11 protein-coding genes and 1 other annotated feature are annotated in these 12,802 nt (G+C 43.1%); of the genes, 8 read left to right on the top strand and 3 right to left on the bottom strand.

Features of this window, described 5'->3' with window-relative positions; translation table 11 throughout:
* Positions 1-268: 268 nt before the first annotated feature.
* Positions 269-520, bottom strand: a binding site (T-box leader).
* A gap of 54 nt (positions 521-574) precedes the next feature.
* Together EWH91_RS14065 and EWH91_RS14060 are read right to left on the bottom strand one after the other, a co-directional pair.
* Positions 575-1,573, bottom strand: coding sequence for an acrylyl-CoA reductase family protein (locus EWH91_RS14065; RefSeq protein ID WP_129930857.1), 999 nt, complete (start codon positions 1,571-1,573; stop codon positions 575-577).
* A 46-nt stretch (positions 1,574-1,619) separates the two neighbouring features.
* Positions 1,620-2,498, bottom strand: coding sequence for a helix-turn-helix domain-containing protein (locus EWH91_RS14060; RefSeq protein ID WP_129930855.1), 879 nt, complete (start codon positions 2,496-2,498; stop codon positions 1,620-1,622).
* A 711-nt stretch (positions 2,499-3,209) separates the two neighbouring features.
* On the opposite strand from EWH91_RS14060, the gene EWH91_RS14055 reads away from it, so the two are divergent.
* From EWH91_RS14055 to EWH91_RS14045, 3 genes are all read left to right on the top strand, one after another.
* Positions 3,210-3,611 carry a DUF4064 domain-containing protein gene (locus EWH91_RS14055; protein WP_129930853.1) on the top strand — a complete coding sequence of 134 codons (402 nt, stop codon included), beginning with the start codon at positions 3,210-3,212 and terminating at the stop codon, positions 3,609-3,611.
* 628 nt (positions 3,612-4,239) lie between these two features.
* Entirely contained in the window at positions 4,240-4,521 is a 282-nt protein-coding gene (locus EWH91_RS14050) for a DUF6176 family protein (protein ID WP_240697382.1), read from the top strand.
* Between the two features lie 36 nt (positions 4,522-4,557).
* Entirely contained in the window at positions 4,558-4,944 is a 387-nt protein-coding gene (locus EWH91_RS14045) for a hypothetical protein (RefSeq protein WP_240697380.1), read from the top strand.
* 129 nt (positions 4,945-5,073) lie between these two features.
* On the opposite strand, the gene yidA is transcribed toward EWH91_RS14045, so the two are convergent.
* Positions 5,074-5,883, bottom strand: a complete 810-nt coding sequence (yidA, locus tag EWH91_RS14040; protein WP_129930851.1) for a sugar-phosphatase — start codon at positions 5,881-5,883, stop codon at positions 5,074-5,076.
* A 202-nt stretch (positions 5,884-6,085) separates the two neighbouring features.
* Between yidA and EWH91_RS14035 the strand changes: the two genes are divergently transcribed.
* The 5 genes from EWH91_RS14035 (at position 6,086) to EWH91_RS14015 (ending at position 12,620) form a co-directional block, all read left to right on the top strand.
* The gene (locus EWH91_RS14035; RefSeq protein WP_129930849.1) at positions 6,086-7,558 is read left to right on the top strand and encodes a nicotinate phosphoribosyltransferase; all 1,473 of its coding nucleotides are present in this window, start codon (positions 6,086-6,088) and stop codon (positions 7,556-7,558) included.
* 287 nt (positions 7,559-7,845) lie between these two features.
* A complete protein-coding gene (locus EWH91_RS14030) occupies positions 7,846-8,601 on the top strand; it encodes an exodeoxyribonuclease III (protein ID WP_129930847.1) in 756 nt (251 codons plus the stop codon).
* 89 nt (positions 8,602-8,690) lie between these two features.
* Positions 8,691-9,818, top strand: a complete 1,128-nt coding sequence (locus EWH91_RS14025; RefSeq protein WP_240697381.1) for an NADH-dependent flavin oxidoreductase — start codon at positions 8,691-8,693, stop codon at positions 9,816-9,818.
* 221 nt (positions 9,819-10,039) lie between these two features.
* Positions 10,040-10,993, top strand: coding sequence for a D-2-hydroxyacid dehydrogenase (locus tag EWH91_RS14020; RefSeq protein WP_129930843.1), 954 nt, complete (start codon positions 10,040-10,042; stop codon positions 10,991-10,993).
* 247 nt (positions 10,994-11,240) lie between these two features.
* The gene (locus EWH91_RS14015; protein ID WP_129930841.1) at positions 11,241-12,620 is read left to right on the top strand and encodes a murein hydrolase activator EnvC family protein; all 1,380 of its coding nucleotides are present in this window, start codon (positions 11,241-11,243) and stop codon (positions 12,618-12,620) included.
* Positions 12,621-12,802: the final 182 nt, after the last annotated feature.

Genomic DNA, 12,802 nt, shown 5'->3' with positions numbered 1-12,802 from the left:
AAACCCTTCGTAAGTACATGCCTATATTATATTACAGGTGAGTTTCAACATCAAACATAGTTATCCACAGATGTGTGCCTATGGATAACTTTTGGATGACCTATTATGCACATGTGGATAATTTAAAAAAATCCCTAGAACAAGGGATTCCTTTAATCGCTCACTTGAAAGATTGTGCCTACAACTGTCGAAGTCGAGTCAACTCAACTCGACTCATCTGTCTCCATCTATCTCCTCCCAGTAAAAAAACCGCCCATGACAAATTATTGTCAAGGACGGTTATTTTTCCGCGGTGCCACCTTCATTTGGAAAACAATCAGGCTATTTTCCACGCTTAGCAGAGTACAGGCATACTCCCGATAACTAACGTATATCTGCACGTCACAGCTTAATGGAGAAGATGTTCTTTCAGCTGTGCCCTCAGTGGTCCATTTAACAATCTGCTTCCGGCCGGATTCTCATCGTCGCCGGCTCTCTGTGCGGGCAAAAATTGTCTTGATCTCCACGTCAAAGGTTTTAATGTGTCTTGAATTAAGTTGATGATATAATACCAGGCAAGTGAAGTCAACAATTTTTAATCTGCAATTCTAACTACCGTTCGTCCTGTGTTTCCGCCCTGACTGGTCATTGACAGTCTTTCAGGCAATTCGTCAAGTGAAATAGATCGTTTCATTTCATTATACTTATTCACGATAAACAAATCTGTGGCCAGACGATGCCATATTTTTACTCTCCGTGGCATCGGACAATATACCGAATCAATGCCGAGAAGATTGACGCTGCGTAATATAAAGGGGAACACGTAAGTCGGAACAGCATTTCCTCCGGTCAGGCCGCATGCAGCGACAGAGCCCTGGTATTGAATTTTGCCAAGAATGGAGGCGAGGGTGTTTCCACCGACTGAATCGACGGCTGCCGCCCATTTTCTCCGGCCAAGAGGACGGACAGGCTCATCGATCACTGCTTCTCTTGAGAGAATTTCAGATACACCAAGCTGCCGTAAATGATCGTGTTCCGATGTTTTTCCGGTACTGGCAACGACGTGATAGCCAAGTTTTGACAGCATCGCACATGCAAGGCTTCCAACTCCACCTGTGGAACCGGTTACAAGAACGTTCCCCTGATCCGGTGTCAGTCCATTATCCTCCAGACGTTGAACAGCTAATGCGGCAGTAAAGCCAGCAGTCCCATATACCATGGCGTCTTCAAGGGTTAAATGATCAGGAAGAGGAACGACCCAGTCACCTGGCAGCCTCATATACTCACTGAATCCACCGAAATGGGAGACACCGATATCGTAACCTGTGGCGATAACAGGATCTCCTTCATGAAAGCGGGGATCTCTGGATGACACGACAATGCCTGACAAGTCGATACCTGGAACGAAAGGATAGGATTTGACAATTTTTCCGTCCGCTTTCACCGCCAGCCCATCTTTATAATTGATGCTTGAATAACTGATCTTGATCAAAACATCATCATCAGGAAGATCACTCAGATGAATTTTCTTAATACCTGTTGAAAGCTGGTTGTCATTTTTTTCAACAATTAGTGCTTTAAATGTGTGTTTCATTAAAACCCCTCCCATTTTGTTAAACTTAGAAAAGTAAAACCACTGGTCAAAAGCTTATTCCACCATTTATTTTTTGATGAATTTCTTCCTTGATAGCTTGTTCCATTGCTTCCTGATCTAACGCATCACAAATCTGGATTGATTTATTAATAGCCGCAATGCCCGAATCGATTTTTCCAAGGTTTGTTAAAGCTATTCCTTTTCGTGCATAAGCCAGGGATAACACGTCAAATCTTTTTTCGTTAGTGCACTCTTCTACAGCTTTTTTTGCATATTGATATGCCTCAGAATTTTGATTATTATTGAGCATCAGCAGGGTCAGATTGAGTAGATAGGCCGGTTTAAGACTATTATTTCCATTTACACATGATAAGCGTTCAATTTCTTGTAACGCCCTTTTGACAATGGAGATTCCAGTTTCCAAGGGGAAAAAAAAGAATATATTATTTATAAGCTTTAATTCAGTGGAGTACCAGTTATCCAGTTTTGACAGTCTGTTCCAAATTTTTGTAGCAAATGAATAGGCTTTGTCATAGTTGTTATCTAATGCAATCAGGAGTTGAGCTTTACATGCTGATTGAATGTCAGAAACGACATTATCAAATGAATGGGAAAGATAGCTTTCACATTTTTTCTCTAAAATTTTTAAATGCTTGCTATCAACATTTGTTGAAAGTCGAAAAAAATCATGAATGATTTCTTCCTTGCCGTTAAGCGAATAAGAATTTTGAATATATCTGAATTCATCATACGAGATATCCAGCTTTTCCAGGATATGCATGAATTTTCCAACGGTAGGTTGCATTTGACACGACTCAATTTTAGCATAAGTCGTTCGGGACATTTTATTTTGTGATACATATTTTTGTGTGTATCTTTTAGATTGCCTCACTCTTTTTACTATTTCTCCCAATTGATATCCCATATGACTATTCTCCTATTTATGTGAATATATGATACATTTTAAAATAATGATATTAAATCATGCTAATATTATAACAGCAAAGGAGGTGAAAGATCTTGTTCTTAAAGAACGATATCTGGGTTATGGTGATTGGTTTGTTTGGCTTTTGATACTTCTATTGCTAATGCTCCCCATCATTACAATAGCATATTTTATCCTGGCTGTGATCGCAGCCTGTCTGGTTGATTCAATACGCACACTAGATTTACATAAAGGAAATGAATCATCCGGGTAGAATTGAGTGCTGTCTTGTAATCATTTATAATCAGCGCTCAATTATTTTTTTATTAAAACCATTATATGTAATTAAAGTTAAATCATAGTATTAGTTTCCATTTCTTCTTGTATAAAAATGGGTGATTCATGGATCTTGATTTCCGGGACAACGGGACACTCCAGAAAGCTGATTGGACAGTAGCCGATGGAACAAATAAATAGAATTCCAATTCAGCGGTGAACAGTCAAATTCCTCCCGCTCTTTTTTGCATAATCCGTTTTTTTTAAAATATACGTGAACATAGTGGCGAAGTATTGTATAGTTTTATTAGGAAGTGAAGGGTTCCATCATGTAATCATCCCATATATCGCATTGTGTTGCCTGAAAAATGGAAGATATCTGGCTTCTGTGAATTGTCTGAAGGGTAGATTCTATTAAGTGAAGGGAATGTTTTTTTGAAGAGAACAGCAGAAATATCCATGTCATTAATTGCAGCCGGACTCAATGTTCTGGCTATGCTCTCAGGTTTTCGCTTTCTGGGAATTAATCAGGGGGCGATCAGACAGACAATTGCTGTAGCAGACACAAAGCAGGATTTTACGGATGCTGAAGTGCAGGCATTTGTACTTTTCGTTCATTTTCTCGGTCAGTCGCTGATCTTTCTATCAGTTGTCAGCATCATACTTGCAGTCATCGGACTGATTTTCCTGTTTAAGCAGGTGAAGGTAAAAGCAGCCGGCTGGCTCTTTATTGTGGCCGGAATCTTAAGCTTGCCTGAATTAGTTATTCCCGGTGTGCTCTATTTAATTGCCGGGCTCATGGCATTACTCAGAAAAGCACCGGAACAGGCTGTCTGATAAAAGGAGAACCCATGATAAAGAAGCAGCAACATCTGCCATAATACAGGTTGATGTTGAACTGACCCCCTGAAGCCAAAATTCAACTTCAGGGGTTTTACAATAACCAGGTATTCCATTCTATCGATGGGATCGACGGTTTGAAACAAGGGATGTGGATGGACTAAAAAATAAGCGAGGACGTCCGCCAATGGGGAAACATAAGAAACTGGACTGTACAGCCAGGAAGAACGACTGCGTTCATGCGGGGATATTGTATCGCTGAATTCCTCGAAAATCAGAGCGAACAGGATAAATCAGGTGATTCATTGTATCCTTAGCGCCTTTCAAAGCAGTATTTCGCAGGCTGAATGATATAATAAAGAAAAATTTGAAAATGGCAGGATCATCTAAATCGGGGTGTTGGGATGGTGAAGACGGCAGCAGTCGCCTGAATGTAAAACAACAAGACAGGGAAGGTCGGTCATGTTAAAGACAAGTGCTGTCACTTTAGCTGTCAGGAAACTGAAAGGTTGTCCCTTTTCAAAATATCGCCTGAAACGGCTGCCATGGAGGAAAAGGAAAAATGAAAGTGGAGCTTACTAAGTTCAAAGTGAAACAGGGAAAGTAAAAATGTGTTGATGAGTGGCTGGAATTTCTCAATCAATACATGAAGGATGTTCTACTTACATTGGAAGACGAAAAAATGAATGTGGAATCCATATTCAGGGAGCGGATGGATGGCCAGGAATTTCTATATTGGTTCTCCGTGCAAGGCGAAGGAGGACAGGAAGTAGAGAATTCGCAGCATTGGGTGGATCAAAAACATCTGGAATACTGGGATGAATGTATTGATCCTGATTTCACACCGATTGATTTGAAACCGGAAGTTGTTATGATACCGGAACAAATAAGGGCCTGTATGGCCTAGTTTTTTTTAAAACGCAACGACTTGTCATTATTTAACATGAAATTTGCCGGGGAGGGAGGCGGAACGATTGGCATTCACAAACATTACCTATTTATTGTTACGATTGTGTCTGTGTCAGCTCTCCTGGCGATAAAGGGAAGACATCTTTTTTACTGGTTTTCTGCTTTGGGCATTTATGTTTTCAGCTTTTTGGCAGGCTTTTCCGTAGGACAGATCACGGTTAGTTTGACTTTCATTCCGCTTTTTTTGGCGATGGGTTATTCTTTTCGATGGATCAAAAGATGTTCACATGTTGCAATTTTTCTTTGCTCAGGCATTTTAACTGGTTTCTTGCTGACGGTCTATGCCGAAGATGAGTGGCTGTTTTATCCGTTTTATCTGTTCTATCCTGTTTTGTCTCTGCTTAGTGACCTGAGTTTATGATCAGAAAAAGCTGGGAGGGATTGGATCCATATAATGGAAAAAAAACATTAAGTGCACTGCTCGCACACTATGTTTACTCCTCTTTTCGGTCCCTTTTTCCGCCCTGTTTAGCATCAGAAATTATGTTTTTCAGGACAGAACAAATTTTTCCACGGCAAAGGCGACCCCGTCTTCATTATTCGTTTTTGTCACAAATTGTGCGTCATTCTTTAATTCCATAATGGCGTTCCCCATTGCAACACCAAGTCCTGCATAACGAATCATTGCCAGATCATTTTCCTGATCTCCGATGGCCATCATTTCCCGGGGTGCAATTTTCAGATAAGAGCCAAGTACCTGCAGGCCCCTTGCTTTATTTACATCTTTATTCAATATTTCAAGCAGGATGGTTCTGGATTTCATCATCGTATATTGACTGCGATAAAATGCGGGAATGGAACGGATTGCCTGATCCAGAGCCGCCTGATCCGTACAGTAAACAACTTTGTTAATTTTCAGATCAGAGGGAAGTTGTTCGATATCTGCTTTAACAAAAGGAAGGGCATGCATGATCTGTCTGTATAAGGAAGGCCGGTCTGCCGGAGGATCAGGGCAATACACTTTGTTCATGTCAATAAAATTCATCGGCACACCAATCTTCCGGCTTAATGCGTAAAGAGAAATGATGTCGTGACGCGTCAGGATTCTCTCTGACAGAACGTCTCCGGTATCGGTTTTCTGAACAAGTCCGCCATTATATGTGATGGCATAATCCCCCGGATCTGTCAGACCAAGTTCCTTAAGGAAGGGTTTGATTCCGGCAAGCGGCCGTCCGGAGCAGAGAACAATTTTTACACCTTTATTTTTTGCTTCTTTCAGAGCGCTATGGGATTTCCTGCTTATACTGCCATCAGGATTCAGTAGCGTTCCATCCAGATCGATGGCAATCAGTTTAATCATTTGTTTCCTCCAAAATAGAAAAATAGTTAACAATTTCAGTATACAACTTCAAATCACAGATGACCGATTTTTGATCAGGCAGCGTAAGGATCATTGAATTTGATGGTCATGAATCCGTTTGCCGTTTACAAGCAGCGGGCGCAATAGTATACTCGACTTACAATAAAATCTAGAATCGTGTCCTTAATTGGGGGATGAAATCATGGAATCCAGGTTTGATGTCAAAAATGACCGGGATCTGTCGATGCTGGTTGATTTTTATGAACTTACTATGGGTAACAGTTATCTGGAAGAAGGGGTAGGCGATCAGATTGTCTACTTCGATATGTATTTTCGCCGGATACCGGACGGCGGAGGATATTGCATCATGGCCGGTGTGGATCAGCTGATTGAGTATCTGCAGAATCTGCGCTTTACAAAGGACGATATTAATTATCTCCGGTCAACTAAAGCCTTTTCTGAAAAATTTCTTGATTATTTGTCCACATTTAAATTTTCATGCGATGTCTGGGCGATTCCGGAAGGCTATCCGGTTTTTCCGAATGAGCCGCTGGTAACGGTCAGGGGTCCGGCTATACAGGCGCAGCTCCTTGAGACGATGGTGCTTGTTACGATCAATCATCAGACACTGATTGCGACAAAAGCAAGCCGGATTAGCCGCGTCGCCGGGAAACGCCCGGTTATGGAATTCGGATCACGGCGTGCTCAGGGATATGATGGTGCGATCTACGGAGCCCGTGCTGCCGTGATCGGTGGCTGCTCTGCAACTGCCAATACGCTGGCAGGGATGATGTTCGATATCCCTGTATCAGGGACGATGGCACACAGCTGGATCCAGTTGTTTGACAGTGAACTGGAAGCATTCCGGGCATGGGCACGTGCTTATCCGGATCAGTGTCTTGTCCTGATCGACACCTATAATGTATTGAAATCTGGTTTACCAAATGCGATTCAGGTCTTCAAAGAACTGCGTGCGCAAGGGCATGAACCGCTCGGTATTCGTATCGATTCAGGTGATATCACCTATCTGACCAAACGTGTTCGTAAAGCATTGGACGAGGCTGGTTTTCCAAAAGCGATTATCGTTATTTCAAACTCTCTGGATGAACACATTATTAAGGATGTACTCGCAGAAGGCGCTCAGATTAATTCATTTGGTGTTGGTGAACGACTGATTACCGCAAGATCTGAGCCGGTTTTCGGAGGAGTTTATAAGCTTGCCGCCGTGGAAAAGGGCGGGAAGGTTGTGCCAAGAATTAAAATCAGTGAAAATGAAGAAAAAATAACCAATCCGGGCTTTAAGAAAATATACCGTATTTATGAAAAAGAGCAAGACAAAGCCATTGCTGATCTAATCTGTGATCATGAAGAAACTTTGGATGAGACAAAACCACTGACCTTGTTCGATCCGGTATTTACATGGAAGAAAAAGACACTCAAAAATTACAGGGCAGAATTACTTCGGAAACAGATTTTCAAAGACGGGAAATTGTGCTATAAAAGCCCTTCGGTAAGGGAAATCCGGTCTTTTGCCATTCAGCAGCTGAATCGACAGTGGGCCGAGGTTCTTCGCTTTGAGAATCCACATAATTACTATGTTGATCTGTCACAGAAAGTCTGGAATACAAAACATAATCTTCTTAATCATTATTCGGATGAATTCAGTGGGAAATGAAGACTCTGTCCCGCCCATAATAAGATTACAGCAATATTATAAGATGGCCCGGGATGCCGCTTCCGGGTCTATATTGATATATTTAAAGAAAGTATAATTGAAGGATCAGAAAAACCAAGGCTCAGGGGGCGCTAGCTGGTGGGAATCAGCCTGAATGCTTTCGGCTGGGCTGATTTCAGTAAGCTTTAGATTAGGCCTGAAAGCTCAGATGATATGTTTTGATTCTTTAGATATCATGTAATAGACTCATTACAGAGTAGATGAATAGTCAGTGAGGGGAAAAGACAGTGAAATTTATTTCGTGGAATGTGAATGGTTTCCGGGCTCTGCAGCGCAAGATGGATGTCGGAGCCTGGCTGAAAGAGACCGGTGCGGAAGCCCTCTGCATTCAGGAGACGAAACTGCAACGCAGCCAGGTTGACTTTCAAACATCTGAATATCTGCAATTCTGGAATGATGCGGAAAGGAAGGGTTACTCAGGTACAGCCATTTTCACCAGGCGTAAGCCTATAAACGCAACTTATGGCATCGGGATCGAAGAACACGACCATGAAGGCCGGGTGATTACACTTGAGTATGAAGATTTCTATCTGGTGACTGTTTATACCCCTAACACCAAACGGGATCTGTCACGTCTTTCGTACCGCATGGAGTGGGGAAAAGCATTTACAGATTATATAAAGCACCTTGACGCAGATAAGCCAGTCATTTTTTGTGGAGATCTGAATGTTGCGCATCAGCCCATTGATCTGAAGAATGCGAAAAGCAATGAAAAAAATGCCGGCTTTACCATTGAAGAACGTTCTGATTTTTCCCGTCTGCTTGATGCCGGTTTTACCGACAGCTTCAGGTATCTGCATCCAAAGCAGGAAGGGGCTTATTCATGGTGGTCGTTTATGGCACATGCCCGTCAGCGAAATATCGGATGGCGGATTGACTATTTTGTTGTTTCAAACAGGCTGAGAAGCAGGATCAGGGATGCGAAGATACTCAGCAACATGATGGGGTCGGACCACTGTCCTGTTGAACTTGATCTGGCCTGACTCATAGGGCAGGCAGATTATTTACTGGTTTCAGTACCCATCAATTATAATGTTATAATGAATGTGAAAATTGATCATTGTATCTGGGAGTGATTTTGTTGGCATTTGATGAATTGTTTAAGCCTGTTGACTTGCCAAATGGAGTCAGATTAGCTAATCGCCTGGCAATCGCTCCAATGACAACCTGGTCAGGAAACCGTAATGGGACAGTTTCCGATCAGGAACTGGATTACTATAAAAGAAGAGCATCTCTGGCAGGGTTATTTATTTCTGCCTGCATCGCGGTATCACCTGGTGGTCTGGCATTTGATCATCAGTTTATTGCTTATGATGATGCGGTGCTTCCCAGACTGAAAAAAATGGCGAAGGTAATGAAATCTGCAGGCAGTAAAGCTGTTTTGCAGATTCATCACGGAGGCAGCGAAGCGCCAAAGAAGTTTGTCAACTTTAATGAGACTGTCAGCGCGAGTGCGGTACCGTCTTTCTCTAACCCTGGTGAAGTGCCGGCAGAACTTTCTGAGGAAGAAATTAAAACCATCATTAAGGAATTCGGATATGCTGCCAGACAGGCTATACGTGCCGGTTTTGATGGTGTTGAAATTCACGGTGCCAATCATTATTTAATTCAACAATTCGTTTCTAAGCACTTTAACCAGAGAAAGGACAAATGGGGCGGCTCGCTGGAAAATCGTCTGCGTTTTCCTTTTGCTGTACTGGAAGAAGTACAGTCGGTGGTCAGAAAATATGCGGACGATTCATTTATTGTCGGTTACCGTTTTTCTCCGGAAGAAATTCACAGATATCACGGTTATGATCTTAAGGACACCTTTCAGCTTGCTGATGGCCTGATAAAAAGAGGCATTCATTATCTACATGTTTCTCAGCAGGATATCACAACAAAACCATATGGTAGTCCTGAAGACAGCGAGACCATTGTTCACCGGCTTGCGGATTATATTGGCGGCAGAGTCCCTCTGATCGCTGTAGGCGGTATTCATCATCCTGACGAAGCGGTTGCGGGGCTTCATGACGGTGCAGATCTCGTTGCCCTGGGAAGAGAAGCCATTATGGACCCTGACTGGACGCAGAAGGTAAAGGACAATCAGATAGGCCAGATCCATGACCGGCTCCTGGTCGATAAACAGAAAGAACTGGTCGTCCCGGACAGACTGTGGAAAATCATTTCGAAACCAAGCGGCTGGTTCCCGCTTGCCTGAACAGTTTTTTTCTCAAGTTTCAAACCTGCGACTTTAACAATTGAAGATGAACAGTCACAGAAGCTCACCTGGTTGGTGAGCTTTTATTGATACGCCTGAAGTACTTTTCAGTAGAAAAACTGGTATTCTCTGAATTATACTTTCAAGAGAATGATAAAAAAATAACCGGGTCATGTTGCGGGACGAAACGGAACTTAAAATAATTAAGAGGAGACCAGACCATGAAGAAGATTGTTTTTGGATTTGATGATGAATTTAAACTTTCTAATGATGTCCTTCAAAAGGTCCGTACAAAGTACCGGTCGCTATTTCAATTTTTGACTGCGACAAACTGTAATCTGGCGGCCCTAAACGATGCAGTGGCCTTTATTGGCTGGCCATCTGATGATGAACTGAAGGCGATGCCCCGGCTGCAGTGGCTGCAGCTGCCCAGTGCGGGGGCAAATCATTTTGCCCGACATCCGAATCTCTCGGAGCAAGTCGTCTTAACCAATGCCAGCGGTGTATTCGGCGTGTCTGGAGCTGAGCATATCTTTTCTCTGCTTCTGGCTTTCACGCGGAATCTGGCTGACTACATAAAACAGCAGGAAAAACAGATCTGGCATGTCGTACCTCACGCGCTTCAGCTGGATGGAGCGACCGTTGCGATTGTTGGTATGGGAGATATCGGGATCGAGACGGCAAAGCGCCTGCACGCATTCGGGTCTGTTGTTGTCGGAGTCAGAAGAACGCTGAGCCCGAAACCTGATTTTGTAAACAGACTCTATGATATGAATGGACTGGATGATGCGCTGGGTCAGAGTGATTTCGTTGTAAATATTTTACCTCTTACTCCGGAAACGAAATTATTATTTAACAGGGAACGTTTTTCACACATGAAAGACGGTGCCGTGTTCATCAATGTCGGCCGAGGCGGGACTGTAGATGAACCGGCGCTGATTCAGTCTCTCACATCAGGTAAACTGGCAGGTGCGGGCCTGGATGTCACAGCCACTGAACCGCTTCCGGACGACAGCCCACTCTGGAAATTATCGAACGTCATTCTTACTTCTCATTCACTCGGCGTCGGACCGGGAAAATTAAAAAAACGTTTCGATCTGATTCTTCGTAATCTTGAACACTTCAGTAAAGATGAACCGTTAGAAAATGTAGTGAACAGAAAGCTCGGTTATTAAGAGACGCGGACGCATCATGCTCCGATAAAAAAGTGACACGACAGACCAATCGCCGGTACGCGCCGGCGATTATTTTTTCAGGATGAAACTGTAACGTAATGATAATGTAATATAAAACAGGTCTTAATTCTCCTATAATAAAAATATAGTCATTTTTTGGCGGTTTATCTGATAGTTTGTCAGTTTATCAGTATCAGTACAGTACATAGGATTCACACAGAATTTTGTATTAAGGGAGTCTGGTAAGTTGAAACCACCTAAAGTCTTACGGGTAACACTGGCTGTCGGTCTTTCATCTCTGCTGGTGACAGGGTACAGTGTAAACATCGCCTCGGCAGAAACGAAGAGTCAGCTTCAGAACAGGCTGGAATCCGTCCAGAAAAAACAGAAAAATAACACGAATGATCTGAATGATTCAAAAAAGCAGTTGAATGAAAACAGCAGACAACAGGATAACCTGGCTGAGCGTATACAGGCATCGCAAACGAAGATTCAGCAGTTATCATCCGGAATCCAGGCAAAGCAAAAGGAAGTAGCGAAGAATCAGGCGGATATGTCTCAATTAAAAAATGAAATTGTGAAGATCACGAAACGGATTGAGAAAAGAGACAGTCTTCTGCGCGGACGTCTGCGGTCGATATACATAAATGGCGGTGCAATCAGTTATATTGATGTGATTATGGGGTCAAAGAGCTTTGGTAACTTTCTTGACCGTCTTCTGGCTCTGAAAACAATAACCGATCAGGATAACAACATCATCAATGCACAGAAGAAGGATAGGGAAGCACAGCTTGCGAACAAGCAGTTACTTCAGGTGAAACTTGAAAAAACAAAGAAAGGGCTGGAAAATCTCGTCTCATTAAAAAGTCAGCTTGACCGGGAACAGAAGCGGCAAAAAAGTATGCTGGCACAGCTTAAAGTTAAAGAAACAGAAATAAATGATACAGTTATAGGCAAAAACGAACAGGCCGATATTCTTGCCGCACAGGCAAGTGTCATCAAACAGCAGATGGGGGATCTGGACAGGGAAGAAGCAAGGAAAAAGGCTGAGGAAGAAAAAAAGAAAGCAGACGCCGCTGCGAAGGCGCGAGCCGCGCAAACGCAATCAGACAGCAGCTCTGCTGGCTCTGCTGCCAATAACGGGAGCAAAAAGGCTGTCCAGTCGTCAGCCCCACGGCCAGCTCAGCCGGCCCAGCCGTCTACTCTGAGCGCTTCACGGAGCACTGGCGGATTTAGCTGGCCGGCCTCCGGAAGACTTTCTTCGAGTTATGGCTACCGGTCTTTTGACAATGGTTTCCATCCGGGTATTGATATCGCAAACAGTACAGGAACGCCAATCCTTGCAACAGCAGACGGGATTGTATTTAGAGCTTACGTCTCGCCAAGTTATGGTAACTGTGCGATGATTAGCCATGTCATAAACGGTCAGACCTACACTTCGGTTTACGCCCATATGTCGCAGCTAAATGTCACAAACGGGCAGAAGGTTTCCCGGGGTCAGGTCATAGGTGCCATGGGAAGTACGGGAAATTCCACCGGTTCTCATCTACACTTTGAACTGTATAACGGTCCCTGGACGCCGCCGCCGCATCCGGGAACTGTCAATCCGTTAAATTATCTAAACTAATATGTAACTAAAACTTGAAACATCAAAAATGGCCTTGACGCCTTGCCAGATAAAGGGGGGGGCAAAAATAAAAGCATGAATACCGACAACTCGGTATAATTGAAGTACCAACTCACAATTAATCGAGGCGGATTCATGCTATGAAAAGTATAACACGTAATGATCATCCATCAGCTGGTATT

The organism is Sporolactobacillus sp. THM19-2 (assembly GCF_004153195.1).
Lineage (GTDB): Bacteria > Bacillota > Bacilli > Bacillales > Sporolactobacillaceae > Sporolactobacillus.
Note: the sequence above shows the minus strand (reverse complement) of the source record. Positions and strands in the feature narration are given on the sequence as shown.

Bases quoted from the DNA above. Each gene is read 5' to 3' on its own strand.
- EWH91_RS14065 (WP_129930857.1), bottom strand. From the start codon at position 1,573: ATGAAACACACATTTAAAGCACTAATTGTTGAAAAAAATGACAACCAG.
- EWH91_RS14060 (WP_129930855.1), bottom strand. From the start codon at position 2,498: ATGGGATATCAATTGGGAGAAATAGTAAAAAGAGTGAGGCAATCTAAA.
- EWH91_RS14045 (WP_240697380.1), top strand. From the start codon at position 4,558: ATGAAATTTGCCGGGGAGGGAGGCGGAACGATTGGCATTCACAAACAT.
- yidA (WP_129930851.1), bottom strand. From the start codon at position 5,883: ATGATTAAACTGATTGCCATCGATCTGGATGGAACGCTACTGAATCCT.
- EWH91_RS14035 (WP_129930849.1), top strand. From the start codon at position 6,086: ATGGAATCCAGGTTTGATGTCAAAAATGACCGGGATCTGTCGATGCTG.
- EWH91_RS14020 (WP_129930843.1), top strand. From the start codon at position 10,040: ATGAAGAAGATTGTTTTTGGATTTGATGATGAATTTAAACTTTCTAAT.